General features: G+C 66.0%; 21 protein-coding genes, 1 tRNA gene and 1 riboswitch. Of the genes, 11 read left to right on the forward strand and 11 right to left on the reverse strand.

Going from position 1 to position 26,242, the window contains the following annotated elements; all coding sequences use genetic code 11:
- Positions 1-5: 5 nt before the first annotated feature.
- Positions 6-422 (reverse strand): NUDIX hydrolase, encoded by a 417-nt coding sequence (locus AC6I21_RS02555; RefSeq protein WP_138925650.1) that lies wholly within the window; start codon positions 420-422, stop codon positions 6-8.
- Positions 423-608: 186 nt separating this feature from the next.
- Between AC6I21_RS02555 and AC6I21_RS02560 the strand changes: the two genes are divergently transcribed.
- Positions 609-1,838: an ROK family transcriptional regulator gene (locus AC6I21_RS02560; protein ID WP_138174820.1), complete on the forward strand. Its 1,230-nt coding sequence runs from the start codon at positions 609-611 to the stop codon at positions 1,836-1,838.
- Positions 1,839-1,947: 109 nt separating this feature from the next.
- Here the strand turns inward: AC6I21_RS02560 and AC6I21_RS02565 are convergent.
- Both AC6I21_RS02565 and AC6I21_RS02570 read right to left on the reverse strand, forming a co-directional pair.
- Positions 1,948-2,021: transfer RNA gene (locus AC6I21_RS02565), tRNA-Arg, on the reverse strand.
- An 89-nt stretch (positions 2,022-2,110) separates the two neighbouring features.
- Positions 2,111-2,752, reverse strand: a complete 642-nt coding sequence (locus AC6I21_RS02570) for a hypothetical protein (RefSeq protein ID WP_138174818.1) — start codon at positions 2,750-2,752, stop codon at positions 2,111-2,113.
- A 62-nt stretch (positions 2,753-2,814) separates the two neighbouring features.
- Here AC6I21_RS02570 and pcrA point away from each other — a divergent pair, with 62 nt between their 5' ends.
- The 3 genes from pcrA to sucD all read left to right on the forward strand — a co-directional run bounded on the left by pcrA (position 2,815) and on the right by sucD (position 7,510).
- On the forward strand, positions 2,815-5,196 hold the full coding sequence (gene pcrA / locus AC6I21_RS02575; RefSeq protein WP_360029257.1) for a DNA helicase PcrA: 2,382 nt from the start codon (positions 2,815-2,817) through the stop codon (positions 5,194-5,196).
- 228 nt (positions 5,197-5,424) lie between these two features.
- On the forward strand, positions 5,425-6,591 hold the full coding sequence (gene sucC, locus AC6I21_RS02580) for an ADP-forming succinate--CoA ligase subunit beta (RefSeq protein ID WP_138174814.1): 1,167 nt from the start codon (positions 5,425-5,427) through the stop codon (positions 6,589-6,591).
- Positions 6,592-6,607: 16 nt separating this feature from the next.
- Positions 6,608-7,510 carry a succinate--CoA ligase subunit alpha gene (sucD, locus tag AC6I21_RS02585; protein ID WP_138925653.1) on the forward strand — a complete coding sequence of 301 codons (903 nt, stop codon included), beginning with the start codon at positions 6,608-6,610 and terminating at the stop codon, positions 7,508-7,510.
- A gap of 224 nt (positions 7,511-7,734) precedes the next feature.
- Here the strand turns inward: sucD and AC6I21_RS02590 are convergent, their stop codons facing one another.
- The 7 genes from AC6I21_RS02590 to AC6I21_RS02620 all read right to left on the reverse strand — a co-directional run bounded on the left by AC6I21_RS02590 (position 7,735) and on the right by AC6I21_RS02620 (position 16,545).
- Positions 7,735-8,019: a hypothetical protein gene (locus tag AC6I21_RS02590; RefSeq protein ID WP_138174810.1), complete on the reverse strand. Its 285-nt coding sequence runs from the start codon at positions 8,017-8,019 to the stop codon at positions 7,735-7,737.
- A 203-nt stretch (positions 8,020-8,222) separates the two neighbouring features.
- Entirely contained in the window at positions 8,223-11,594 is a 3,372-nt protein-coding gene (locus AC6I21_RS02595; protein WP_497763036.1) for an SNF2-related protein, read from the reverse strand.
- Positions 11,595-11,721: 127 nt separating this feature from the next.
- Complete coding sequence (locus AC6I21_RS02600) at positions 11,722-12,825, reverse strand: VIT1/CCC1 transporter family protein (protein WP_138174806.1); 1,104 nt, start codon at positions 12,823-12,825, stop codon at positions 11,722-11,724.
- Between the two features lie 34 nt (positions 12,826-12,859).
- Positions 12,860-13,183 (reverse strand): hypothetical protein, encoded by a 324-nt coding sequence (locus AC6I21_RS02605; RefSeq protein ID WP_497763037.1) that lies wholly within the window; start codon positions 13,181-13,183, stop codon positions 12,860-12,862.
- Positions 13,184-13,202: 19 nt separating this feature from the next.
- A riboswitch (SAM riboswitch) is annotated at positions 13,203-13,317 on the reverse strand.
- 13 nt (positions 13,318-13,330) lie between these two features.
- Positions 13,331-13,918: a DinB family protein gene (locus AC6I21_RS02610; protein ID WP_138925656.1), complete on the reverse strand. Its 588-nt coding sequence runs from the start codon at positions 13,916-13,918 to the stop codon at positions 13,331-13,333.
- 44 nt (positions 13,919-13,962) lie between these two features.
- Positions 13,963-14,883, reverse strand: coding sequence for an intradiol ring-cleavage dioxygenase (locus tag AC6I21_RS02615; protein ID WP_497763038.1), 921 nt, complete (start codon positions 14,881-14,883; stop codon positions 13,963-13,965).
- Positions 14,884-15,021: 138 nt separating this feature from the next.
- Entirely contained in the window at positions 15,022-16,545 is a 1,524-nt protein-coding gene (locus AC6I21_RS02620; protein ID WP_497763039.1) for a sodium:solute symporter family protein, read from the reverse strand.
- Positions 16,546-16,720: 175 nt separating this feature from the next.
- Here AC6I21_RS02620 and AC6I21_RS02625 point away from each other — a divergent pair, with 175 nt between their 5' ends.
- The 3 genes from AC6I21_RS02625 to AC6I21_RS02635 all read left to right on the forward strand — a co-directional run bounded on the left by AC6I21_RS02625 (position 16,721) and on the right by AC6I21_RS02635 (position 19,565).
- Positions 16,721-17,284 carry a helix-turn-helix domain-containing protein gene (locus tag AC6I21_RS02625; protein ID WP_138174796.1) on the forward strand — a complete coding sequence of 188 codons (564 nt, stop codon included), beginning with the start codon at positions 16,721-16,723 and terminating at the stop codon, positions 17,282-17,284.
- 87 nt (positions 17,285-17,371) lie between these two features.
- Positions 17,372-17,779: a hypothetical protein gene (locus tag AC6I21_RS02630; RefSeq protein ID WP_497763040.1), complete on the forward strand. Its 408-nt coding sequence runs from the start codon at positions 17,372-17,374 to the stop codon at positions 17,777-17,779.
- Positions 17,780-18,032: 253 nt separating this feature from the next.
- Positions 18,033-19,565, forward strand: coding sequence for an APC family permease (locus AC6I21_RS02635; RefSeq protein WP_360029250.1), 1,533 nt, complete (start codon positions 18,033-18,035; stop codon positions 19,563-19,565).
- Positions 19,566-19,676: 111 nt separating this feature from the next.
- On the opposite strand, the gene AC6I21_RS02640 is transcribed toward AC6I21_RS02635, so the two are convergent.
- On the reverse strand, positions 19,677-21,179 hold the full coding sequence (locus AC6I21_RS02640) for a PucR family transcriptional regulator (protein ID WP_497763041.1): 1,503 nt from the start codon (positions 21,177-21,179) through the stop codon (positions 19,677-19,679).
- A gap of 83 nt (positions 21,180-21,262) precedes the next feature.
- Between AC6I21_RS02640 and AC6I21_RS02645 the strand changes: the two genes are divergently transcribed.
- From AC6I21_RS02645 to AC6I21_RS02660, 4 genes are all read left to right on the forward strand, one after another.
- Complete coding sequence (locus AC6I21_RS02645; RefSeq protein ID WP_497763042.1) at positions 21,263-22,648, forward strand: aminotransferase class III-fold pyridoxal phosphate-dependent enzyme; 1,386 nt, start codon at positions 21,263-21,265, stop codon at positions 22,646-22,648.
- 196 nt (positions 22,649-22,844) lie between these two features.
- Positions 22,845-23,828: an agmatinase gene (gene speB / locus AC6I21_RS02650; protein WP_497763043.1), complete on the forward strand. Its 984-nt coding sequence runs from the start codon at positions 22,845-22,847 to the stop codon at positions 23,826-23,828.
- 1 nt (position 23,829) lies between these two features.
- The gene (locus tag AC6I21_RS02655) at positions 23,830-25,503 is read left to right on the forward strand and encodes a thiamine pyrophosphate-binding protein (RefSeq protein ID WP_497763044.1); all 1,674 of its coding nucleotides are present in this window, start codon (positions 23,830-23,832) and stop codon (positions 25,501-25,503) included.
- A 228-nt stretch (positions 25,504-25,731) separates the two neighbouring features.
- Complete coding sequence (locus AC6I21_RS02660) at positions 25,732-26,238, forward strand: GNAT family N-acetyltransferase (RefSeq protein WP_497763045.1); 507 nt, start codon at positions 25,732-25,734, stop codon at positions 26,236-26,238.
- The last annotated feature ends 4 nt before the right edge of the window (positions 26,239-26,242 follow it).

The raw sequence follows: 26,242 nt of genomic DNA on the forward strand, positions 1-26,242 counted from the left end.
GGATTCTAGCTCGCCTGGGTAAGTCGCTCGATAGCCTGGGGGAGTACGTGCTCGCGCAATAGGGGAGCGAGGTCCTTGCGCTGCAGGGCTTCGTGGGGATCAACCCAGATGATCTCCTCCAGCTCAGCCTGCGGCCTGGGGGTATGTTCGAGCCGCCCGGCAAATAGATGTGCGCGCAGCCCGGTGTCAGGCTCATTGGCCGCCAAGCCCTCCCAGATGCCAAGCGGTTCCAGATCTGACAAAGCGTAGCTAATTCCCAATTCTTCTTCAATTTCGCGCACCACTGCCTCATGGGCGCTCTCGCCGGGTTCGAGTTTCCCGCCTGGTTGCATGAACTTACTTGTGCCCCGCTTTCTCACCAGGAGCACTTTATTCTCGCTATTCATCAGACAAGCCGCTGCGACGGTCAAAAAGTTCTTCACTAAACGAGGATATCGCGTGTGAAAACGATCTACAGATGGTAACGTGCATTTATGGATCTTCAACTGTTTTATTTGAACTAACCGCATCGTCCTGAACTCGCACTTTATAGACGTGAACGGCATGTTTGAATTGCGGTTTGAATCGGAAGGATCGATCCATCAACTTTATAGATCAATGGAGCGCAGATGCGACGGGGCACCAACTTAGGCCGTTTGGGAGACTTCAACCAAGCAGTCATTCTTGAATCAATCCGCCGGGCACCAGATGGGATCAGCCGGGTGGAACTGGCCGGGTCAACGGGGCTCTCCCCACAGACTATTTCCAACGTGGTGCGGCGACTACTGGACGACGGGATTGTGCGTGAGGATCGCACCATCGTATCCGGTCCCGGTAAACCGCGCACTGTCCTGGAGCTGGAAGGCAACCGTATGGTTGCCATCGGAATCCACCTGGACCCTAGCGTCCTGACCTTCGTGATGATGAACCTGCGCGGAGAGGTCATCCGGGAACGTCGCATCGATGTGCCCAACCTGGAAGTGGCCAGCGAGACCATCGAACTGATGGCGACTACGGTCAAGGAACTGATCGCCGAGGTGCGCATCCCGAAGAAGCACATCGTCGGTGTTGGCATCGCCGTTCCGGGTCCGGTGAACGTCGAGGATGGGGTCGTGCTCAACCCGCCGTTGCTGGACGGGTGGGCCGATGTGGACATCGTCGCACCATTGCGCAAGATGCTGCGCCTGCAGGTCATCATCGAGAAGGACACCATCGCCTCGGCGGTGGGTGAGCTGTGGCAGTCCAAGGAAGAGAAGACCGAGGACTTCGTCTTCGTGTACTGCGGTCACGGTTTCGGCGCTGGCATTGTCTTCGATTCAGATGTCTACCGAGGCTCCAGCAACAACGCCGGAGAAATCGGGCATTACTCCACCGGACACAAGTCGATGTTCTGCGACGAATGCGGCGCCGATGACTGCCTGGCAGCGGGCACCTCATATGAGTATGTGGCCAAGAAGGCCAAGGAACGCGGGTTGGATCTTCCCTACAGCGACGATATGGGCCCGGAACAGCGTTCCGAGGGCTTGAATCACCTGGTTGAGCTCGCCCAGCAGGGCAATGAGATCGCCAAGGACCTGATCAAGGAATCCATGATTCTGGTTGGCGAAGTGGTTGGACAGCTGGCCAACTCGCTGGATATCCGCCAAATCGTTTGCGGCGGACCGCAGTGGGAGCAGGTCAAGGACTTTGCCGAGGAAGGCATGAGCGAGGCCATCCGCCGCCGCTTTGCGCTGCGCCAGGTGCATGACATTGAAACCCGCACCTCGGTACTGGGCTCGAAGATCGGTGCCATCGGTGGAGCCTGCGCGGTGATGGATGCTTCGCTATCGCCGAAGGCCACCGCCCTGCTGCTGCGCTAAGTCCGACGTTCCGCCCCGCGCCGGCCCTCGCCCTGCACGGTACTGGGGCGCAGTGACCAAAAAGAAATCGCATTCGACCACGGTCGAATGCGATTTCTTTCTTAAGGTGTGCCCCTGGCCGGAATCGAACCGACGGCCTACCCTTTAGGAGAGGGTCGCTCTATCCTACTGAGCTACAGAGGCAGGTGTTTAACACGCACGCACAACACTATCTTAACCGGTTACCCGCTCAGAATTCCCCTGTTCGGACCCGGACGCAGGCTGATGATTGCCTAGCGTTGTGTCGCCTCCGCGTACTTTTGGCGGAAGGTGCGAATGAAGCGTCGAAGTCCCACCACCACGATGGTCAGCGCGCTGATAATGAGCAGAGCCCATCGCAGGATGGTTAGTACTGAAGCAAGCTGGACGGCCGCGCCGTCAAGATCTGAGACAAACAGTGCGTCAATTGCCTGATTGCTCCACAAATCGACCACCACGAACAGCATCGGTGCCGCCCACGCCAGCCAGCGTCGAGAACGCGTGCGCACCCACTGGCCCAGGGTCAGCAGGCTAAAGAAGCCAAAGAGCAATGGGAAGAACAGGCCCACGCTGCGGTGCACATAATTCAACTGGGCCACAGCATCCTCGTTCATCACCGAACGCAGGGTCTGAATCTGCTCTTCGGAAAAACCGAAAACGTACTGATCCGGCATGGGCTGACCACCGGACAGGTCGGCGAGCTGCCCCAAGGCCCACACGTGGTAGTAGAAGAACAACAGTACCGAGGTGACCAAGCCTGCCGAAATCAGGATCATCGCATTGGACTGCGCCTTGGCCTCACTGCGCGGAGCGGCTGGATTCATCGGCGCTACGGGCTGCTGCGCGAACTGTGAGGGTTTGCGGTATTCCTTGGATTTCCTGACCTTTTTTGCCATACCCCCATTATGCCGGGTGCATCACGGCAAGTGTCCCGGGTGCGACGTAGACTGGCATCACCATGGATTTTCTCTTTGACGACTTCACTCCCGAACCGGCAGTAAAGCCCCTGCCGAATGCCGATGAACTGTTGGTTGGAATGAATCCGCAGCAGGCCGAGGCGGTGAAGTATCACGGCGGGCCGCTGCTGATTGTCGCCGGTGCCGGCTCTGGCAAGACCCGTGTGCTGACCCACCGAATTGCCTACCTGTTGGCCACCGGCCGGGCCCGCGCTCACGAGATCCTCGCCATTACCTTCACCAACAAGGCCGCCGCAGAAATGCGCGAGCGTGCCTCCGACCTGATCGGTGAAGAACAGTCAAAGAAAATGTGGATCTCAACCTTCCACTCCTCGTGCGTGCGCATTCTTCGCCGCGAGGCTGCCACCATTGGACTGAAGTCGAGTTTCTCCATCTACGACTCTGCCGACAGCCTGCGACTGATCACCATGATCGCCAAGGGCTTGGAGCTGGATCCCAAACGATTCACCCCCAAGGCCATCGCGCACAAGATCTCCTCGCTGAAGAACGAGTTGATCGACGAGGAGGACTACGCTTCGTCAATCAACACCAATGATCCGTTCTCCCGTGCCGTGGCTGAAGTGTACCGCGGTTACGCTCAACGACTGCGCTCCGCAAACGCGCTGGATTTTGATGACTTGATCGCCCAGGTTGTCTACATGTTCCGTGCCTTCCCGGCGGTGGCGGACAACTACCGGCGCCGGTTCCGCCACGTGCTGATCGACGAATACCAGGACACCAACCATGCCCAGTACGCGCTGGTGCGCGAACTGACTGGCCCCCAGGGGCAGACCCCACCGGGGGAACTGACCGTTGTGGGCGACTCGGATCAGTCGATCTATGCTTTCCGCGGCGCTGACATCCGCAACATCGTGGAGTTTGAAAAGGACTACCCCCAGGCAGCCACGATCAAGCTGGAACAGAACTACCGTTCCACCCAGAACATCCTGTCGGCGGCCAACGAGGTGATTAAGCGCAATCCGGAACGCAACGCCAAACGGCTGTGGACCGCCAGCGGGGACGGTGAACAGATTGTTGGGTATGTAGGCGAGTCCGAGTCCGACGAGGCCCGGTGGATAGCGGAGGAAATCCTGCGGCTGAACGACGAGCAGCAGGTGCGTCCCGGAGACGTGGCCATCTTCTACCGCACCAACGCCCAGTCCCGTGCGCTGGAAGAGCAGCTGATGCGCGTCGACCTGAAATACCGGGTGGTTGGCGGCACGCGCTTCTACGACCGCAAGGAAATCAAGGACGCATTGGCCTACCTGCGGATCCTGGTCAACCCGGACGATGACGTAAACGTGCGGCGGATCCTGAACGAACCCAAACGTGGCATCGGCGATCGGGCCGAAGGCGCGGTGGCGGCCCTGGCCGAGCGGGAGCGAATCACTTTCATGCAGGCGTTGCGCCAGGCCGAGCAGGCACCGGGCCTCGGAACGCGCGGGCAGAAGATGATTGCCGCATTCGTCTCCATGATTGACGACCTGCAGACCGTGGCCGAGGGATCCGGGCCCGCAGAGGCGCTGGAAGCGGTACTGGAACAGACCGGATACCTGGAAACGCTGCGCGCCTCCAACGACCCGCAGGATGAATCACGCGTCGAAAACCTGGCCGAACTGGTTGCCGTGGTGCGCGATTACGTCAATGAAGAGCCGGAGGGCGGGTTGGAAGGCTTCCTGGAACGCGTGGCCCTGGTCGCCGACGCCGACCAGATTCCTGAGGCCCCCAGCGACGCGGAGGGTGCAGCCATGGCCGCGCAGGAAGGCATGGTCACCTTGATGACCCTGCACACGGCTAAGGGGCTGGAGTTCCCGGTCGTGTTCCTCACCGGCATGGAACACGGCGTATTCCCGCACCAGCGCTCAATGACGGATGAAAAGGAACTGGCCGAGGAACGCCGACTGGCCTATGTGGGGCTAACCCGAGCCCGGGAACGGCTTTACCTGACGCGCTCGGAACAGCGCAGCCTCTGGGGACAGTCGCAGTACAACCCGGCCAGCCAGTTCCTGGAGGAGATCCCAGCCTCCCTCATCGACTGGAAGCGCGAGGGATCGGTGGGCGGATTTGGGGGCAGCTGGGGCAGCGGCTCCGGGTCACTGAACTTCGCCACCAGCCGGTACGAGCGCGGCAGCCACTGGGGCGCGGGCACCTCGGCGCCCGCTGCCAATCGGGTGGCGGCACCGGTGTCCAAGCAACGTGTCCAACAGAACAAAGACATCGTGATTCCCAAGGTGGGCCAGCAGGTCAAGCATGCCAGCTTTGGGCAGGGAACGGTGTTGGCGCTGGAAGGGGCCGGGGATAAGACCGTGGCCAAGGTGCAATTCCAAGACTCCGAAAAACGTCTGTTGCTGCGGTATGCGCCCCTGGAACTGGTCGATGGCTAGGGCGCATTCACGCCCGTTGGCCACCGGCTGGGACCGAAAACACGCGACTCCGTTTTCTCTACGGCCGGTAAAACTGTGAACTATCGGAAAGTCGCGCTAGTCTGAGAGATGCGCACGGGCCAAGGCGCCGGAAATCACGCCGACGTGTTGCTCTGCGCTCTCCATTGGGTGCGGTGCATTGCATCGTGCCGTGAGTCAGCTTGAACTTCGAACGAAGGACACATACCCGTGGACCTGTATGAATACCAGGCGCGCGATCTTTTCGAGGCACACGGCGTTCCCGTGCTTGCCGGCATCGTCGCCTACACTCCCGAGGAAGCCAAGGCCGCCGCAGAGAAGATTGGCGGCGTCGTTGTTGTCAAGGCTCAGGTCAAGGTCGGCGGCCGTGGCAAGGCCGGTGGCGTAAAGGTCGCCAAGACCGCCGATGAGGCCTTCGAGCACGCACAGAACATCCTCGGTATGGACATCAAGGGCCACACCGTGAACAAGGTCATGATCGCCCAGGGTGCCGACATCGCCGAAGAGTACTACTTCTCGGTGCTGCTGGACCGTGCCAACCGCAACTACCTGGCCATGTGCTCGGTGGAAGGCGGCATGGAGATCGAGCAGCTGGCCGAAGAGCGCCCGGAAGCCCTGGCCCGCATCGCCGTTGACCCGCTGGTTGGTATTGACGCAGCCAAGGCCGCCGAGATCGTCGAGGCTGCCGGCTTCGCCGAGGAACTGCGCGGCAAGGTCGCCGAGACCTTGCAGAAGCTGTGGGTTGTCTTCAAGGAAGAGGATGCCACCCTGGTCGAGGTCAACCCGCTGGTGAAGACCGGCGCCGGGGACATCGTTGCCCTGGACGGCAAGGTTTCGCTGGATGACAACGCCTCCGAGGTCCGTCACCCGCAGCACGAAGAGCTGGAGGACAAGGCCGTAGCCGATCCGCTGGAGGCCAAGGCCAAGGCCAACGGCCTGAACTACGTCAAGCTGGACGGCGAAGTGGGCATCATCGGCAACGGTGCAGGCCTGGTCATGTCCACCCTGGACGTCGTCGCCTACGCGGGCGAGAACCACGGCAACGTGAAGCCGGCCAACTTCCTGGACATTGGTGGTGGCGCCTCGGCAGAGGTCATGGCCAACGGCCTGGACGTCATCCTGAACGACCCGCAGGTCAAGAGCGTCTTCGTGAACGTCTTCGGTGGCATCACCGCCTGTGACGCAGTGGCCAACGGCATCGTGGGCGCACTGAACACCCTGGGCGACTCGGCCAACAAGCCGCTGGTGGTTCGCCTGGACGGCAACAAGGTGGAGGAAGGCCGCGCCATTCTGGCCGAAGCCAACCACCCACTGGTGACCCTGGCAGCAACCATGGACGAGGGCGCCGACAAGGCCGCCGAGCTGGCCAACAAGTAAGAGGGATTAGCGAACAATGAGCATTTACCTGAACAAGGACTCCAAGGTCATCGTCCAGGGCATCACCGGCGGCGAAGGCACCAAGCACACCGCCCTGATGCTTAAGGCCGGCACCAACATCGTCGGCGGCGTGAACGCCCGCAAGGCCGGAACCACCGTGACCCACGGCGAGAAGGACATCAAGGTCTACGGAACCGTGGCCGAGGCCAAGGCCGAGACCGGCGCTGACGTGTCAATCGTCTTCGTGCCGCCGAAGTTCACCAAGGATGCGGTCGTCGAGGCCATTGAGGCCGAGGTTGGCCTGGTCGTGGTCATCACCGAAGGCGTGCCGGTACAGGACTCGGCCGAGTTCTGGGCGCTGGCCCAGTCCAAGGTCGACGAGAACGGCAAGCAGATCACCCGCATCATCGGCCCCAACTGCCCGGGCATCATCACCCCGGGTGAGGCCCTGGTGGGCATCACCCCGAACAACATCACCGGCTCGGGTCCGATCGGCTTGGTCTCCAAGTCCGGCACCCTGACCTACCAGATGATGTACGAACTGCGTGACCTGGGATTCTCCACCGCCATCGGCATCGGCGGCGACCCGGTCATCGGCACCACCCACATCGACGCCCTGGAGGCCTTCGAAGCTGACCCGGAGACCAAGGCCATCGTGATGATCGGCGAAATCGGCGGCGATGCCGAGGAACGTGCTGCCGAGTTCATCAAGGCCAACGTCACCAAGCCGGTTGTTGGCTACGTGGCTGGCTTCACCGCTCCGGAAGGCAAGACCATGGGCCACGCTGGCGCCATCGTCTCCGGCTCGGCCGGCACCGCCCAGGCCAAGAAGGAGGCCCTGGAGGCCGCTGGTGTGAAGGTCGGCAAGACCCCGAGCGAGACCGCTCGTCTGCTGCGCGAGGTGTACGAGGCGCTGTAAGCTGCCTGGCACCCGCACCGCGGGCCTGAAAACCCCACTGCCTTGAAACCAATTGGTTTCAAGGCAGTGGGGTTTTTGTTGTCTTCAACAGGCGCGGTGTGATGGGCGCCCGCTGCAGGACGCGACAATCCCTCCAAGAAGCGGATGCGGGCAGGCCCCGGCGCTGCCCCTGCGGCCCCCTCTGCGGCCGTACCAGGACGGTCACCGTCCCCGGTGGGAGGCGCCTAGTCGCGCAGCCCGCCAGCCGCGTCGGTGTCCACCCGGAGGAAGGAGGAGCCGACCACCACGAAGGCCCCAGGAATCAGCAGCATCCGGTGCTTCGGGTTGTAAAAGATTTCGGTGAGCGAAGCGGCGACGACCCGGCGCAGCTTCTCCAGCAGGTGAACGTTTTCCAGGACGAGCTGTTCCTGCTCAGTTTCAATGACCACACTGTTGTGCTCGGTGCTGACCCTGGCAGCTAACCAGTCGTCGCTCGGGGCACCTAGCGTCTCCGATTTAATCAGGGACACGGATATGACCGCCTTCGGTTCTTCGTTGTTTTGCCGAACGTCATTGTTGGCAAATGGGCGCGTGGACTGGTGCTCGCCTGTGTGGGGGACGTTTGGCACCGTGCACGCATATCGAATATAGCGGTTCGGACTGACAATAAGCTGATTTGATGACAATGTTTATCACACTGTTATGCCAAACGGTGGACCGAGCGGGCAGGCTGCTATTCCAGCAGGTCGCGGATGTCCTGCGCGGTGAGCGACTTGGCGAACCCGTCGGCCCCGTCCATGACCGTGGAGATCAGCTGCCGCTTGTTTTCCTGCAGCGCCACCACCTTCTCCTCGATGGTGCCCTGGGAAATCAGCCGGTAGACCATCACCCGGTTCTGCTGCCCAATGCGGTGGATCCGGTCAATCGCCTGGGCCTCAACGGCCGGGTTCCACCAGGGATCCAGTAGGAAGCAGTAGTCGGCCTCGGTCAGATTCAACCCGAACCCGCCGGCCTTGAGGGAGATTAGGAACAGCGGGGCGGTGCCGGCCTTGAAATCCTCAATGACCTGCGAGCGGTGTCGGGTGGAGCCGTCCAGGTACTCAAAGGCGATGCCCCGTTCGGTCAGCCGCTGGGCAAAGACCTTCAAAAACGAGGTGAACTGGGAGAACACCAACGCACGGTGTCCCTCGCTGATTACGTCCTCCAGGTTCTCGAACAGGGCATCGAGCTTGGAGGAGGAGATGTCTGCCAGCTGCGGGTCGACCAGTGCCGGATCCAGGGCGAGCATCCGCAGATGGGTTAGCGACTGGAAGATCGTGAACCGGTTGCGGTCCATATCCTGCACCAGATTCAGAATCTTCTGCCGTTCCCGGTTCAGGTGCGTCTCATACACATGCTGGTGCTCGTCGTTCAGCCGCACCAGCACCTGCTGCTCCTGCTTGGCCGGCAGGTCAAGCACCACCGACTCCTTGGTGCGCCGCAGCATGAACGGTTTGATCCTCCGGTGCAGCAGTGCCAGACGGTCCTTGTCGCCCAGCGTCTCAATGGGCCGGGCGAATTGCCGGTTGAACGTACTGGTGCTGCGGAAGAGCGAGGGAGCCACCAGCGCCAGCAGGGCGCCGAGTTCCCCCAGGTTGTTCTCCATCGGTGTGCCGGTCACGGCCAGCTTGAATGGGGCGCGGATTTCGGCCGCAGCGCGGTGCGCCTTGGTGTTGCGGTTCTTCACGAACTGCGCCTCATCCAGGATCAGGCCCGCAAACCGGGGAGCGGCGTACGCTTCGTCGTTCAGGCGCAGCAACGTGTAGGTGGTCAGCAGCACGTCATTCTCCGCGACCAGTTCGGCCAGCCGCCGCTCGGAGGGCAGCTTGCCCTCGATGCTGGTGACCCGCAGCGAAGGCGCGAAGCGGCGGATTTCCATCTCCCAGTTGGAGACCACCGAGCTGGGGGCCACGACCAGGAAGGGAGCCGGGGTGCGCTGGGCTGCTGGCAGCTGCTGGCGTGAGTGCGGGTGCTCCCACAGCTGCCGGGCATGGAGCATCAGTGCGATCGCCTGCAGGGTTTTGCCCAGGCCCATGTCATCGGCCAGAATCCCGCCGAAGCCGCCGCGGTAGAGCCGTGAGAGCCAGCCGAACCCCTCCAGCTGGTAGGGGCGCAGCTCGGCCTGCAGGCCCTCGGGCAATGCTGGAGGCTCCTGCCCGGCAATGTCCAGCAGCGAACGCATCCGGGCGACGAACACATCGGCGCCGTCGATCCCGTCGGCCAGGTCGTTCAGCTCCTCGAACAGGGAAACCTGGAAGACCGAAACCTTCAGATCCGCGTCCTTGGGCTTGTCGTTGAGCATCTGGGCCTCGTCGACCAGGGCCTTGAGCTTGGCGAAGATCGGGTGGTCCAGGGAGAACCAGCTGTTGTCCGGCAACTTGACCTTCATCGCCCCGTTGCTCAGGGCCTCCACGATCGTGGAGAACGGGACCTCATGGGAGCCGACCGTGATCAACAGCCCCAGGTCCAGCCAGTCGTTCTTCTCAGAGTCCACGGCATTGATCTTCAGTTCGGGCAGCTCCGACAGCTTGCGGTAGACCGGGCGGACGCCGGTTTCGTTCAGCCGCACCCGCTGTTCCGCGCGCAACGCCGGAACCGTGTAGGAGACGAAGTCAATCAGCCCGTCGCCCTGGTAGATGCGCGGATCCAGGGCATCGTTCTCCCGCCCGGTGCTTTCAAGCAGCACCCGGTTTAGCAGCGCGCGCAGCAGCTCCTCCTGCGCCTGGTCGGGGACGACCTGGTCATCGGGGATTCCCGGGTAGCGGATGGCGAAGTTGACCTCGGCCAGGTCCTCGGCGGGCCGCGCCGGGGCACCCTGCCCGCTCTTGTCCTGTTCCGGCCGGGTCTTGGTGTAGTGGATGTCCACCGCCAGGTAGGGCGGCTCGAGTTCGGGCAGCACCAGGTCGGGGGAGGCGCTGCGCAGCGGGAAGCGGCGGGCCAGGCGCGGGTAGGCCCGGGTGAAGAACTGCTCCTGCTCCGCGGCCGGGATCCGCAACGGGGTGCGGTTCATGAACCAGCGCCGGTGTTGGGCGGCGATGGGCTGGGCGCTGGGTGCCAGCCAAATCCTCCGGCTGTCCTGCGGCTGCAGGTAAAAGCCGTGGTCCCCGATGGTTCCGGCGGGACTGTCCGGGTCCAACTCATGCTCCTGCCCGTCCAGGGTCAGGGTGCCGCTAAGCAGCAGGGCGTCGTCCTCACGGGCGGCCTGCAGCTCGAATTCCGCGCGTGCGCCGACCTGCACCTCGGTGTCGTTGCGGGTGCCCATCAGTTCGATGCCCAGGTGCTGCGCCTCGTTGAGCATCGGCCAGAGCAGGGGTGAGGAATAGTTGTCCAAGAACAGCCAGTCCTCGTCCTGCTTGAACTGCAGCTGCGTGTTGCTGCGGGCCAGGGCGGCGAAGCGGGTAAACCAGTGGTGCTGTGAGTACAGCAGGTTCCAGCCGAAGGTCTTGTACACGATGGTGGTCCAGCGCAGCTGACCGCGCACCCAGCGGCCGTCCGCGCCGCGCACCATGGGCCGCACCCCGAGGCGGAAACGCTGGTTGCGGTTCAGGAATTGGGTGGTGCCCGAGGGCAGCCACTGCTGTTGGGCCTGGTTCTTGACGTCCAACACCAGGAACTGCAGGCCCATCGGGTTGACCGGGTCCGCGGCCGAGCGGGTCACCCCGATGGGGTTGAGCGGGTCGGCCTGTTCAAACCAGTCATCGATGCTGCGTTGCCAGCCGCGCTCCGGCTGCTCCTGCACCTGCTCCTGCGCCTGCCGCGCGGTGGCCAGTTTGTTCGCCGCCAGCACCAGGGCCGCCTCGTGGCGGCAGGGCCCCTCCACCTCACAGGTGCACTGCGCCTGGCGGATCTGCCATCCCGTGGTGGCCCGTTCCAGCTGCACCCGTGGCTGGAACGTGTCGTTCTCGTCCTTGACCTCACCACGCAGTTCCGCATTATCCGCAGCAAAATGCACGCCACTGACGGCGCCCGGGGTGCCAGCCAGCTGCTGGCCCAGGAAGTATGGCAAGTTTCCCAGGTAGGCAAGCAAAGTCCTGCCATCTACCTGCGGCGGTACGGCGTTGGTCATCCTCTCATCGTTTCACGTTCGGAGCTGGCAGGGAAAGTTGGGGTCATCGAATGTGCACAACACCTCCGCGCCGCCGGATCCCCGCCCGCGTGCGCACCGGCCGGCGGGCGCAACCCGGCCGAATGGGCTAGGCGACGGGGGCGCCGAACAGCAGACCCAGGCAGTAGGTCACCGCGGCGGCGCCCCAGCCGATGGCCAGCTGGCGCAACCCGCGCTTCAGGGGCGAGGCCCCGGAAAGCAGACCCACCACGCCGCCGGTAAACATCAGGGCCGCTCCCACCAGGACGGCGGCCAGGATGATGGAGGGCAGCCCGGACATCCCGAAGATGAACGGGAGGATCGGCACGACCGCGCCGGAGGCGAAGAACAGGAACGAGGAAGCCGCCGCCCCCGGGGCCGAACCCAGTTCCTCGTGCTCGCGGGCCAGCTCCTCACCGCGCAGCTCCGGCTGCAGTGAGAATGAGGGGTTGCAGTCGCAGGTGAACAGCCCCATGCGTTCGGCGGCCCGGTGCTCGGCGTCCTCATCGCTCATGCCGCGCGCCTTGTAGATCAGCACCAGTTCGTTCGCGTCCAGGTCCAGGTCCTGCGCCGCGGAGAGCGTCACCTGGGTGGGCCGGGAAGCGGTGAGCAGTTCACGCTGGGAACGCACCGAGACATATTCGCCCGCCGCCATGGACAGCGCGCCGGCCAGCAGGCCGGCGATGCCGGCGAAGAGGACGAAGGAGGAAGCCACCCCGGTGGCACCGATGCCCAGCACCAACGCGAAGTTGGAGACCAGCCCGTCATTGGCGCCGAACACCGCTGCCCGGAAGTTGCCGGCCAGCCGGGTGCGCCCGGCGGTGGCCAGGGCGCGCACCACTTCCTCGTGCACCAGTTCGTCGGCGGCCATGTGGGCCGGGGCGTCCGCGTCCTTGGCGTAGGGGGAATCTCCCTCCGCGCGCTGGGCCAGGGCCAGCACGAACACCGACCCGAAGTGCCGGGCCAGGAAACGCAGCACGGTGCGGCGCAGCGAGGGGCGGCTGGGTCGGGCCTGGTCGCCGAGCAGTTCGCGCCAGTGCGCCTCATGGCGGGCCTCGGCTTCGGCCAGTCCGAGCAGCACCTGGCGTTCCTGCCCGGTGCGCCGCGAAGCCAGTTCGCGGTAGATCGCACCCTCGGCGATCTCATCGGCCAGGTATTTGCGCCAGCGCCGAACCTGCGCCGGGGTGGGGGAAGAAGGGGGATTGACGGTCATCACGGCAGTGAATCTCCTCAGTCAGGCCTCCTGCCTACAGCAGCTGTGGCAGGGGACGGACCCCGCGGTGCTCCGCGGCGCGTCCGTCATCGGCATCCAGTGTAGTGACCGAGGGGTGGGCGGGGAATTTGGCAAGGCTAAAAGCCACCGGACGCCCGCCGCTGGTGCCGCGCCGGGGCAGGAACACCAGCAGCCGCCGGTGGGCCGGATCGAACCGGGCCGGGCCGGCCGCGCGGGTGAGCAGCCGCAGCAGCCGTTGCGGCTCACTGGTGTGCAGCACCTGCCAGGCGCCATGGAGGGTAAATTGCACTTCTCCGCTGTGCAGGTCGATCAGCGGCAGGACGGGAACGGCGGGCATCGCAGGCACCGGCCTTTCAGGCTAGCTCTTGCCCGGGCACAAGCTGGTGCCGCGGACCGCTTCCTCATCCGAACCACCCATGAACCTGGGGTTGGTGTGCGGCCAGTCGGAGCTTGGCGCCGCATCTCGTGAAGCTACGCTTCGATGCTACACGGAGTCGGCGATCTTCTTCAGCCGTGCGTAATGTTCCTTCCACTGCTCGTCACTGAACTCCGGCAGGTTCCCGTTCTGCGCGGACAGGCCCGTCTGCCCGTCAATCAGTTCGCGCACCAGATCCAGGTGCCCGGCGTGGCGGGAGGTTTCCCCCACCATGTGCAGCATCAGGTGCTCCAGGGTGGTTTCACTGTCCTCACCCCACCAGGGCACCGAGGCCGGGGCGTCCAGCTCCAGTTCCTCGAAGGCGGTGTTGGCCGCGTCGATCGCCTGGCGGTAGAACTGCAGCACGTCGGCGGCGCCGGTGTCCGCCTCCACCACGAAGTCCGCCATCGGGTCTTCGGAGGTGAAGGCCTGCACGGCCCGGGGACTGTCCACCGGGCGTTTGAGACAATAGCTGAAGTAGCCGAATTCCATGACCGCCAGGTGGTTGATGACCCCCAGGACGTTGGTGCCGCTGGGCACCATGGGCCGACGCAGCTGGGCTTCGTCCAGATTCTCGGCCTTCCACAGCGCCGCCTGCCGGGCATGATCCAGGTAGCGGCGCAAACGCTGCTTGCGCGCGGTGACTTCGCTGTCCATGGGCTGCAGTCTAGTGCAGCAGCCGCCGCGGCAACAGGGGGTGTTTACGGGGCAGCGCTCGCCGCAGGCCGGGTCGGCGGCCGGGCGCCGGGGCGCTCACCGGCGCCCGGCTCCTGCCCGGTACCCGGTGTGGTGCGGGTATCGACCGGGACCTCCAGGCTCACCCGGTAGCCCTCGGTGTTGCTGCCGGTGACGGCGGCCAGCTGGCTGGCGCCGGCGTCGTCGCCGAAGACGTTGTCGCTGCGCAGGCTCACCGCGGCCAGGTTCTTGACCGAGGGCTCATAGCCCACGGTGGCGTACACCTGCTCGCACGCCTCTTGGGGCAGGGCCACCTGGGAGGTGGCGATCGCGTTGGCCGCATCGGTGACCGAATGCTCGTCCGGGTAGATTTCAAAGTGGATGTGCGGCCAGCGCCCGGCATAGCAGGCCGGGAAGATGCTGGTGAAGCGCACCATCCCGTCCTGGTCGCTGAGCTGCACGCCACGCAGGTAGTTTTCCTCCTGCACCCCGGTGGAGTACATCGAGTAGCGGCCCTGGCGGTCGCACTGCCAGACGTAGACGGCCACCCCGATCATCGGGGCGTTGTCCTTCGCGCTGTCCAGGATGCGCAGCTGCAGCTGCATCTCGATGCCCTGAGCGGTGCCCGTGGCGCCGTCGAAGCTGGAACGGATATCGCTGCGCACGATCCCGGAACGCTCCAGCACGTCCGGACCGTTGGACCCGTCCGCGGGGTAGGGGCCGGCCGTCTCCTCGGGGATTTCAGCCGCGCCCCGTGAACCGGTTCCGGCGGTGGGGGCGCAGGCGGACAGGGTGAAGGCCAGGGTGCCCAGCCCCATGGCGGTGAGCATCTGGCGCCGGTCGAGCAGGGTCTGCACGTCAAACCCCAGCCCCTGATCCTCCAAGTCTTCGCCCGGGCGGGGCAGGGGGCGGTTGTTGAACCAGCGTCCTGGCGGGGTGGATGTCATGACGGCTCCTTTGTGCATCCGGGGCAGCTTTAAAACCAAGGGCACCACCGGGCCTGTTGCCCGATGGTGCCTTTGAGGATATGCGCCGGTATTGGGTTCCGGCACAGTTGCGGCTATGTGGCCGCTATGACCTTGTGCTTAGCGCACCGCGGAGTCCTGCACGCCCTCCACGCTGCTCTCACCGGCCACCCGCCGGTCCCAGCTGGCCAGCACCTGCGCGTCGGTGCGCCCGGTGGCCAGCGAGACCACGATGTAGGTCAACGCCGAGGCAAGCAGGCCGAAGTAGATCGGTTCGTTCGCGTACACCCCGTCGAACGTGTTCTTCGCCCGGATCTCCAGGTAGATCATCGTGCCCAGGGTGACCGCCGTGCCCGCGGCCATCGACCAGGCCGCGCCCACCCCGTTGCCGCGGCGCCAAATCAGCCCGCCGAGGATGGAGATCAGCAGCCCGCCGACCAGGATGTCATAGGAAATGGTCAGCGCGGCGACCACGTCGTCCACCACGATCGCCAGGATCATGATGACCACGCCCAGCCCGAACACCCACCAGCGGTTGTTGCTGACCTCGTGTTCCGGGTCCTTCTGCTCATCGCGCTGCAGGTCGCGGCCGAACCAGCTGGCCACAAACGGGGCGACGTCGGTGCGCGCCACGGTGGCGGCGGCGATCAGTGCGCCGGAGGCGGTGGACATCATCGCGGCCACCGCGGCGGCCAGCACGATCCCGCCCACGGCCAGCGGCAGCACCTGCAGGGCCACCTCGGCGTAGACCGCGTCCGGGTTCTGCTCGGCCTCGGCCGCGATCCCCGGCAGCGCCACGCGCGCGGCCATGCCGATGATCGCGCCGGCCGCGCCGTAGATGATGCAGTAGATGCCGGCCGACAGCCCGCCCCAGCGGGCCACGTTGTCGCTGCGGGCGGTGAAGACCCGCTGCCAGATGTCCTGGCCGATCAGCAGGCCCAGCCCGTAGACAACGAAGTAGGTGATGATGGTCTGCAGTCCGATGCCGTCCCACTGGAAGAAGGTGGCATCCAGGCGCTGCTGCATGGCCGACCAGCCGCCGCCGGCACCCAGCACGAAGGGCAGCATCAGGAAGAAGACGCCCACGGTCTTGATGAAGAACTGCACCTGGTCGGCCAGGGTGATGGACCACATCCCGCCGATGGAGGAGTAGATCAGCACAATGCCGCCGCCGACCAGGATGGCCAGCCAGCGTTCCCAGCCGTAGAGCACCATGAAGATCGTGGCGTAGGCGCCGGTGGAGGTGGCGCACAGCATCAGCGTGTAGGCCAGCATGACGATGCCCGAGGTGTTGGTTGCGGCCCGGGAGCCGTACCGCAGGGTGAGCATCTGGGAGACGGTGAAGATCTTCAGCCGCTGAATCTTCGGGGCGAAGAACAGTGAGAGGGCCGAGACCCCGATGCCGATGGCCACCACCAGCCACATCCCGGAGATGCCGTGGCGGTAGCCCAGGCCCACGCCGCCCACGGTCGAGGCCCCGCCAAGCACGACGGCGGCCATGGTTCCGGTGTACAGCACCGGTCCCAGCCGTCGGCCGGCCACCAGGTAATCGCTCGTGGAATGGGTGCGGGACTTGCCCCACCAGCCGAAGGCCAGCATGCCCACGAGGTATAAGGCGACAATGCCGCCGTTGATGTAATCCATTGAACTTCCCTGTGATGAAAATGACGCTCCACAAAGAATGACAGCAAAAACAAAAGATGTCTATCGGTAAACGCGAGGTGAGTCACAGAACGTCGCGGATCCGCCGTCGCCGCGTGCGGGAAATATGAGGTCGCCCACTACAGTGGAGGCAGGAACCCAGATGCGCGGAGGAAAAATGAAGGCGTTGCCCGTCGAGCCCACCGGCTCATCGATCAAGATCGGCAGCCGACTGCGCGTGGCCCGGCAGGGCCAGCGCCTGACCATTGACCAGGTCGCGGAAATGGCGGGGCTGACCAAGGGCTTCCTCTCCCGCGTGGAGCGTGATCTGACCAGCCCCTCGGTCGCCACCTTGCTGACCCTGTGCGAGGTGCTGTCCATCGAAGTGGGGGAGCTGTTCACGGTCCCCGAAACGAAGCTGGTCAAATTGGAGGCCGCCCCGCGCATCTCCCTGGGCGGGGAGGGGATCATTGAACAGCTGCTCACCCCGCGCACCGAACGCCGGGTGCAGGTGATCCGCGCCGAGATCGCGCCGCACGGTGCCGGGGAAGCCGAGCTGTATTCCATGGACTGCCAGGTTGAGGTGCTGCACGTGCACTCCGGGCACTTCACGCTGATCCTGAGCGAGGAGCGCATGGAGCTGCAGGCCGGGGACACCGTGACCTTTCCCGGGAGGGAGCCGCACAGCTGGATCAATCCCAGCCCCGAGCCGGCGGTGGTGACCTGGACCCTGGTGCTGTAGTCGCTGCCGGGGAAGAGCGCCGCGCCGGGCTATCCTAGACAAGGCGGGAAAACCGCCGGGCCAGGCAGGAAGACGGACGGGAGTGCGGTGAACGCAACGCAGCCAACGGCAGCCGAGGGCTCCGCACCGGTCATCCCCTGGTGGTTCTCCGCGGTCCTGGGCATCATCATGGGCGTCACCCTGACCCTGATCCGCACCCAGCGCTACTTCTTCATCGTCGGTGCCGGGGTGCTGGCGCTGATGATCTTCGTGGTGGGGATCCTGACCATCCGCCGCCGCCGGCGCCACGCCGAGCTGATGCAAAGCCGCACCAGCCTGGGCTACCTGCTGTGGATGCTGGTGATCATCATCCTGGCCGGTCCGGTGCACACCATCTACCTGGCCGATGAGCCCGCTGAGCTGTGGCTGAAGTCGGTGCTGCTTTCGCTGGGCTTCACGGTGGCCATCCGGCAGGTCGACCGCCACCTGGTCGCCCATTCACGGCAGCGGGGCTAACCCGCCGTTCCCCGCCCCCGATAGTGGAATTGGCGCGACTGCGTCCAGCGCACCGTCAAGTACCGGAGCCTTCTGGCGTGGCCGCATTGGATTCTCGCGGCCCGGCGGGGAGGGTTGCGGCGCCCAGGAACGCCGCGTGCTGCGGCGGCCCGACCTGGGCACTATGACCCACGCCCTGGATGAACTATCCCTAGCCTGTGTCCCGTCGGTTCCCTAATGTGATCTGCATCATTGAATGCGGGAGGGAATCGCTATGACGACATCGGGTGGGGCACCGGCGCAATCCGGGGCCGGACTGAAAAAGGTCCTGGGCAAATGGGACATCCTGGCCATCGGCGTGGGCGCCATGATCGGTTTCGGCTGGGTGGTGCTCACCGGTGACTGGATCACCAGTGCCGGTCCGCTCGGCGCGGCCCTGGCCATGGCGGTTGGCGGTGGCATCATGGCCATCGTCGGGCTGACCTACGCCGAACTGGTGGCCGCCATGCCCAAGGCCGGCGGGGAACACAACTACCTGCTGCGCGCCCTGGGCGCGCGCTGGTCCTTCGCCGGTTCCTGGGGGATTGTGGGCGGCTACATCACCATCGTCGCCTTCGAGGCAGTGGCCCTGCCCAAATCCGTGGCCTACATCTTCCCGCAGATCAACCAGGTCAAACTCTGGGACATTGCCGGTTCGGAGGTGTTCCTGTTCTGGGCGCTGGTGGGGGTGGCCGGGGCGGTGGTGATCACCTGGATCAACATCCGCGGCATCAAGACGGCGGGGATCGTGCAGACCTTCGTGGTGCTTTTCCTCTTCCTCATTGGAGCCATGCTGCTCACCGGGGCCTTCACCGGCGGCCAGGCATCCAACATGGAGCCCTTCTTCCTCAACGGCACCGCCGGGTTCTTCGGGGTGATGATCATTGTCCCGTTCATGTTCGTCGGCTTCGACGTCATCCCGCAGTCCGCGGAGGAATGCAATATCGCCCCGCGCAAGATTGGGCGCTATGTGATCATCTCCGTCATGATCGCCACCGCCTGGTACGTCATGGTCATCATGGCCACCTCCTCGGGAATGAACGCCTCCGCGCTGGCCGGCTCCGACCTGGCCACCGCCGACGCCATGGGTGCCCTGTTCAATTCCGACACCATGGCCAAGGTGTTGATCGCCGGCGGCATCGCCGGCATCCTCACCTCCTGGAACTCCCTGCTGATGGGGGCCTCGCGCCTGCTGTTCGCCATGGCGCACTCGGGCATGCTGCCGCGCTGGTTCGCCTACCTGCACCCGAAGTACCGCACCCCGTCCCATGCGCTGCTGTTCATTGGCGGGCTGTCCGTGCTGGCCCCGTTCTTCGGCTCGGCGATGCTCGGCTGGCTGGTGGACTCCGGCTCCCCGTCCATCGTGGTGGCCTACCTGCTGGTGGGGGTGGCCTTTGTGATCCTGCGCCGGCGCGAACCGCAGATGAACCGTCCGCTGCGGGTGGGTGGACGCGGAAACTTTGGGCAGCTGATCGGCGTGCTATCGGTGCTGTTGTGCGCCTGGCTGATCAGCCTGTACCTGCCGGGCATGCCGGCGGCGATCGGCTGGCAGCCCTGGGTGCTCTTTGGCAGCTGGTGGCTGCTGGGCATGATCTTCATCCTGCGCATCCCGCGCGGCATCACCCCCGGCGAGAACGCCGAAATGGAGCTAATGCAGCTGATGAGCATCCGCCAGCAGGCCAAGCTGGGGGCCAGCGGCCCGGATGCGGTGGCCGCCCGGGCCGCCCGCCCCAACCGCCAGCGCGCCGCCCAGCGCGACGGGCGCTAGCCCGCCGAACCAGGCAGCATGGACCGGCTGCGGCGCAACCCCAGGGGTTGGCCGCAGCCGGTCCATGCGCCGTTAAGCCCCGGGCAGGCCGATGCCAACCGGGGCTTGGGGCTAGGGTTCTTCGCGTCGAATGGCCAGCCACAGGCGGGCGGCGACATCCGGGTCATCCAGGTTCTGCTGCAGCAGCTTGCCGGCCGTGGCGATCCGCAGGCGCAGCGAATTGCGGTGGATCCCCAGCTGCCGGGCCGCCTCCTCCCAAGTGCCGCGGCTGGCCAGGTACGCGCGCACCGCGGGCAGCAGGTCGCTGCGCTGATATTCGCGCAGCGTGCGCACCCAGCCGGCCGCGGTCGCCTCGGTTTCCCCGCCGGCCCCGGTGATCATCCCGGGCGGGGCCTGAGACAGGGCCAGGCGCACCCCGGGCAGGATGCCGGGGATCTCGGCCAGTTCCACCGGTTCGCTGAGCACCGCGCACGCGTGCCGCGGCGGTGCCGGTTCGCCAGGTGTGGGCGCCAGACGGACCGCCGGCTCCCCGGCGCTCGGCACGGACAGCACCAGGTACCAGGTGCCGGCCTCACGCAACGCCAGCCGGTGGGTGGACAGGGCGGGCAGCCGCCAGGCCAGCCGGGGGTCGGGGGCCAGCTGGTCCAGCTGGCGCAACGCATCGTGGGCCTCGGTCTGGGGCAGGGTGGCGGCCAGCAGGCGCACCGGCGCCTGCAGCTGCCGGTCCAGGCCGAGCTGGTCACCGACCAGCACCGCGGCGTGGTGCTCGCCGTGCAACAGCAGCCGGGTGACCGCGGCCCCCAGTTCCCGGCGTGCCTCCTGTTCGGTGGCGCGCTGACGGGCCCGCATGCTCAGCAGCATGGCCACCGTCATCATGACCTGGCGTTCGGCCCGGGTGACGGGCCGGTCGGCGCACACCGCCAGGTAGCCGGTCAGCCGGGGACCGCTGAGGATCGGGTAGACCACCACCGCTTCGCCGGCGATCTCAAAGGTTGCCGCCGAGGGCATGTCCACGCGGGCAAAGCGCCGACACTCCTGGCGCAGCTGCGCCAGATGGACGGCGGCCGAGGCCGGCCAGTGGGCTTCGGGGCCGTCATCCACCCGCAGGTAGGCGGCCCACCCGCCCAGTGCCCGGGCCAGTTCGCGGATGACCGAGCTGTCCGCATCGGCCCGGTTCGCCGCCCGGGCCAGGGCCGTCTGGGTGCCCAGGCTCTCCATCAGGTTGCTGGCGTCGCTGCGCGCGCTCAGCCGCCAGTAGGCGCGGGAAACCTGCTGGAAGGGGACCTCATCGGGCACCACCCCCAGCTGGATGCCCAGCCGCTGGCAGCCGGCCGCCACCCAGGAGGGAACCTCGTCCAGCCACGGCCCCAGCCCCAGGCCCAGGCTGGTGATTCCATGCGCGGCCAGCCGCCCCAGGTACTCGGTGCTGGCCTCGGCGGTGTCGGCGAAGGACATGCCCGTGGTCAGCAGCAGCTCCCCGCCCTCCAGATAGGGGGTGGGGTCGGCCAGCTCGGAAATGTGCACCCCGGTGACCGGGTTGGCCCGAAACGTGGTGCCGCTGGCCGGGTAGAAGCTGCGCCCCAATTCGGTGCCCAATTGCAAAAGCGTGATCACGGTGCAAATTATCCTTTACGAACCGTCGAATTGGATGGAACGGCCAGTGACGCGTGTCACCGCCGGGTCATAGCGTGGTTCCCATGACTGAAACCCTGCCTTCCGCCATGCTGTCCGCGCTCGCTTCGAACCCTGCCGCCGACAGCGCCCACCGCCTGCCCCAAAGCCGCCACCTGGCCACCCAGATTCCCGGCCCGCGTTCCCGGGAACTGCATGCCCAGCGGCTGGCCGAGGTCAGTGACGGCTTTGGGATTACCCTGCCGGTGTTCGTGCAGCGCGCCGACGGCGGGATCATCGAGGACGTGGACGGCAACCGGCTGATCGACTTTGCCTCCGGGATCGCGGTGACCTCCCTGGGCGCGGCCAACCAGCGCGTTGCCCAGCGGGTGGCGCAGCAGCTGGAGAAGTTCACCCACACCTGCTTCATGGTCAGCGAGTACGAGTCCTTCACCCGCGTCTGCGCTTGGCTGAACCGCAACACCCCGGGCGACTTCGCCAAGCGCACCGCATTGTTCTCCACCGGCGCGGAGGCCGTGGAGAACGCGGTGAAGATCGCCCGCGCGGCCACCGGACGGCCGAACATCCTGGTCTTCGACGAGGCCTACCACGGACGCTCACTGCTGACCATGGGGATGACGTCGAAGGTCAACCCCTACAAGCTGAACTTCGGGCCCCTGCCCGAGCACATCGTGCGCGCCGCCTCCGCGAACCCGCTGCGTTCGCAGGGCCGCGACGTCCACGAGCTGCTGGCCCTGGTGGAGCAGCAAATTGTGGAGCACGGGGCACGGAGCTTTGCGGCCATGGTGATTGAGCCGATCCAGGGCGAGGGCGGGTTCATCGTCCCGATGCCCGGTTTCCTGCCCGGGCTGCGGGCCCTGGCGGACAAATACGGGATCGTGCTGGTGCTAGACGAGATTCAGGCCGGGATCGGACGCACCGGCAAGCTGTTCGCCGCCGAACACGAGGACGTGGTCGGGGACCTGGTGCTCACCGCCAAGGCGCTGGCCAACGGCGTGCCGCTCTCCGCGGTGACCGGGCGGGCGGAGCTGATGAACGCGCCGCACGCCGGAGGCCTGGGAGGCACCTACGCCGGGAACCCGCTGGCCTGTGAGGCGGCGCTGGCGGTCTTCGAGCAGTTCGAGGACGGCAGCGTGCTGCGCAACGCCCGGCGGATCGAGGAACTCACCCGCCAGATGCTGGAGCCGCTGGTGGACTCCACCGACAGCGTGGCCCAGGTGCGGGGGCGCGGGGCGATGCTGGCCGTTGAATTCGCGGACCGCGACACCCTGGCCCCGCGCCCGGAACTGGCAGCGGCGGTGTCCCAGGCCTGCCACGCGGCCGGGGTGCTGACGCTGACCTGCGGCACCTACGGCAATGTGCTGCGGCTGCTGCCGCCGCTGGTGATCGGCCAGGAGCTGTTGCGCGATGGGCTGCAGGTGCTGCGCCAGGCGGTCCTGGACCTCGCCTAGGCGCCATCCACGCCATTTTCCGGGGCCGGCCGAAGACCGGGAACGCGGCAGACCGCGTCGGTCTTCCGCCGGCCCGCGGCGTCCGCAGCGGGCCCTCACCCTTGACGGGACGGGCAGGGGAAAATAGCATATTCGACAACGAGAGTTTCCTATTGGAAAACAGAGGTTTTCCCCTTCAGCGTCGAAAGGACCAGCCGTGGAAGAAATCCGTATCGAGGAAAACGGCAAGCTCGGACCCATCAATGCCGCACTGATCCCGCGCTACGCCGGTGCCGGAACCTACGCCCGGCTGCCGCGCCTGGACCAGGTTGAAAAGGCGGACATCAAGATCGTGGGTGTCCCGTTCGACACCGGGGTCTCCTATCGTCCCGGTGCCCGCTTCGGCTCCACCCATGTACGCGAGTCCTCCCGCCTGATCCGCCCCTACAACCCGGCCGTGGACATCTCCCCGTTCGCGCTGAGCCAGGTCGCCGACGCCGGGGATATGGCGGTGAACCCGTTCAACATCAACGAGGCCATCGAAGCCATTGAACACAACGCCCTGGAACTGACCGAGGACGGGGCCTCGCTGGTCACCATCGGTGGGGACCACACCATCGCCCTGCCGCTGCTGCGCGCCGCCTCCCAGCGTGCCGGCGGACCGGTGGCGCTGCTGCACTTCGATGCGCACCTGGACACCTGGGACACCTACTTTGGTGCCGAATACACCCACGGCACCCCGTTCCGCCGTGCGGTGGAAGAGGGCATCCTGGACACCGAGGCCATCAGCCACGTCGGCACCCGCGGCCCGCTGTACGGCAAGAAGGACCTGGAGGATGACAAGCGCTTCGGCTTCGGCATCGTCACCAGCTCGGACGTGTACTACCAGGGGGTGCGTGAAATCGTGGACAAGCTGCGCGACCGCATCGGCAACCGCCCGCTGTACATCTCGGTGGACATCGACGTGCTGGACCCGGCCTACGCCCCGGGCACCGGAACCCCGGAAGCCGGCGGGATCACCAGCCGCGAGCTGCTTGAAATCCTGCGCGGGCTGCGCGGGATGAACATCGTCGGCGCGGACATCGTGGAAGTGGCCCCGGCCTACGACCATGCCGAGATCACCGGCGTGGCCGCCTCCCACGTCACCTACGACCTGATCAGCCTGATCAGCGACCTGCGCCACGGCAAGGGAATGAACTAGCATGTCCAACACCGCGCAACGCAACGGCGGGGACCTGGTCATTGAGACGCTCAGCGCGCTCGGTGCCAGGACCGTGTTCGGAATTCCCGGGCAGCACGCGCTGGGGCTCTTTGACGCGCTCTCCCGCTCGGACCTGCATTTCGTCTCCTCCCGGGTGGAGAACAACTCGGCCTTCGCCGCCGACGGCTACTCCCGGGCCACCGGGGAAGTGGGCGTGCTGTTCCTCTCCACCGGCCCCGGGGCGCTAACCTCCCTGGCCGGGCTGCAGGAAGCCTACGCCACCGGCGTGCCGATGGTGGTGGTGGCAAGCCAGATTCCGGTGGATGGACTGGGCGCCCGGCGCAAGGGCATGCTGCACCAGCTTGATGACCAGAAGGCCTCGGCCGCGAACGTCACCAAGTTCCAGCGCACCGTGCACCACGCCTCCTCGATCCCCTCGGCCATCCAGGACGCCTGGGCCGAGGCGATCACCGTGCCCATGGGCCCGGTCTGGGTGGAGGTGCCGCAGGACGTGCTGCTGGCCCCGGTCATGGTCCCGCCGGTGCGTGATGCGCTGGCCGAGGCCTATGACCACCCGCCACGCATCGAGCTGATCGAGGAGTCGTCCCGCTGGCTGGCCGAAGCCCGGCGCCCGGTGATCGTGGCCGGGGGCGGCGTGCGCCGCTCCGGCGCGCAGCAGGCGCTGGCGCAGGTCGCCGAAACGCTGCAGGCCCCGGTGCTGAGCACCCCCGGCGGCAACGGCGCGTTCGGGTGGGACCACGAACTCTCCCTGCAGTCCTGGGTGGAGGACCGCTACGTCACCGAGGTCCTGGAGGACGCGGACGTGCTGATCGTGGTCGGCTCCTCGCTGGGCGAGGTGACCAGCAACTACTTCACCCTCACCCCGCGCGGGCGGATGATCCAGATTGACGCCGAACCGCGGGTGCTGGAATCCAACACCCCGGCCCTGGGGCTGCGCGCCGATGCGAAGGCCGCGCTGGAGTTCCTGGCCGAGGAACTGCGGCGCACCGGGCACCAGGCCCGCGTGGACTGGCACGGCCAGAGCCCGCAGCAGCTGGTGGCCCAGACCCTGGAAAAGGTGCAGCGGCGCCTGGATTCGCAGGACCTGGACAAGGAACGCCGGTTCATGGCCGACATCCGCCAGGCCGTGCCGGAGCGGATGCAGACCTACTGGGACATGACCATCGCCGCCTACTGGGGCTGGAGCTGCTGGGACGCCCGCCAGGGCCAGTTCCATTCGGCGCAGGGGGCCGGGGGACTGGGCTTTGGCTACCCCGCGGCCATCGGCGGTGCCGTCGGGCTGGAAACCCAGGGGCTGGGCCACGCCGAGGCGCGGGTGCTGGCCGTCTCCGGTGACGGATCGGCCATGTACTCGATCGCCGAACTGGCCACCGCCAAGCAGCACAACGTCCCGGTCACCTGGCTGATCGTGGATGACGGCGGCTACGGCATCCTGCGCGAATACATGGAAGGGGCCTTCGGCAAGGCCACCGCCACCGAGCTGGCGCGCCCCGACTTCGTGGCCCTGGCCGAGTCCTTCGGGATTCCGGCCCGCCAGGTTCCGGTGGAGGAGGTCGGGCAGGCGCTGCGCGAGTCCTTCGCCGCCGAGGGGCCAAACGTCGTGGTGGTGCAGACTCTGCTGAAGATGTTTGCTCCCACGCACCTGGAAGCGTAAGTCATTCCGGCGTGCCGCACAGCACCGGGCACCAGCAATGAACACCAAGGGGGGCCTGCCGTGGGCAGGCCCCCCTTCGTGTTTGGCGGCAGCAGGGCAGTGGGGCCACCGTGCCGAAGCGCCGGCTGATCCTGGCCCCGCACGGCCGGGAACAGCTGCTAGGCTCGGGTCCATGATCCGTTCCTGAGCTACCCGCAGATCCATGGAAGACCCACGAACGGAACAGCCGTGCCCTCAGACCTTCTCAAGATCGATCCCACCCAGGCGGGTCTTGAACTGCCCGCCACCGAAGATGCGCGGATCCAGCCGATCCATCCCCGTCACGCCGCGGACTTGGCGGCCGCCTACCTGGCCGCGTACCCGCCCGAGGTGGCCGCAACAACGCTGCACGACGCCACACGGGAAATGGAACAGACCTTCGCCAACCACTACGGGCGGTTGCTGCCCGAATGCTCCAGCGCTGCCGTACTCGGTGCACGGGCGGTCGGTGCCGTCTTTGTGGTCCAGCGATCCATCTGGGATCCCGGACTTCCCGGTCCATTTATCATCGACCTCTTCGTGGCCCCCGCTGAGCGGGGACGGGGGCTGGGCCGCGCCCTGGTGCTGGGGGCACTGGCGGGCTGCGCCCGCAGCGGGCACCGCACGCTGAGTCTGCGGGTGGGGGAGGGCACCTCGGCTGCGGCCTGGAACCTCTACCGGCAACTGGGGTTCTGCCCGATCCCCTGCACCGGGTAGGTGG

The organism is Glutamicibacter sp. St.4D3, from assembly GCF_059728615.1.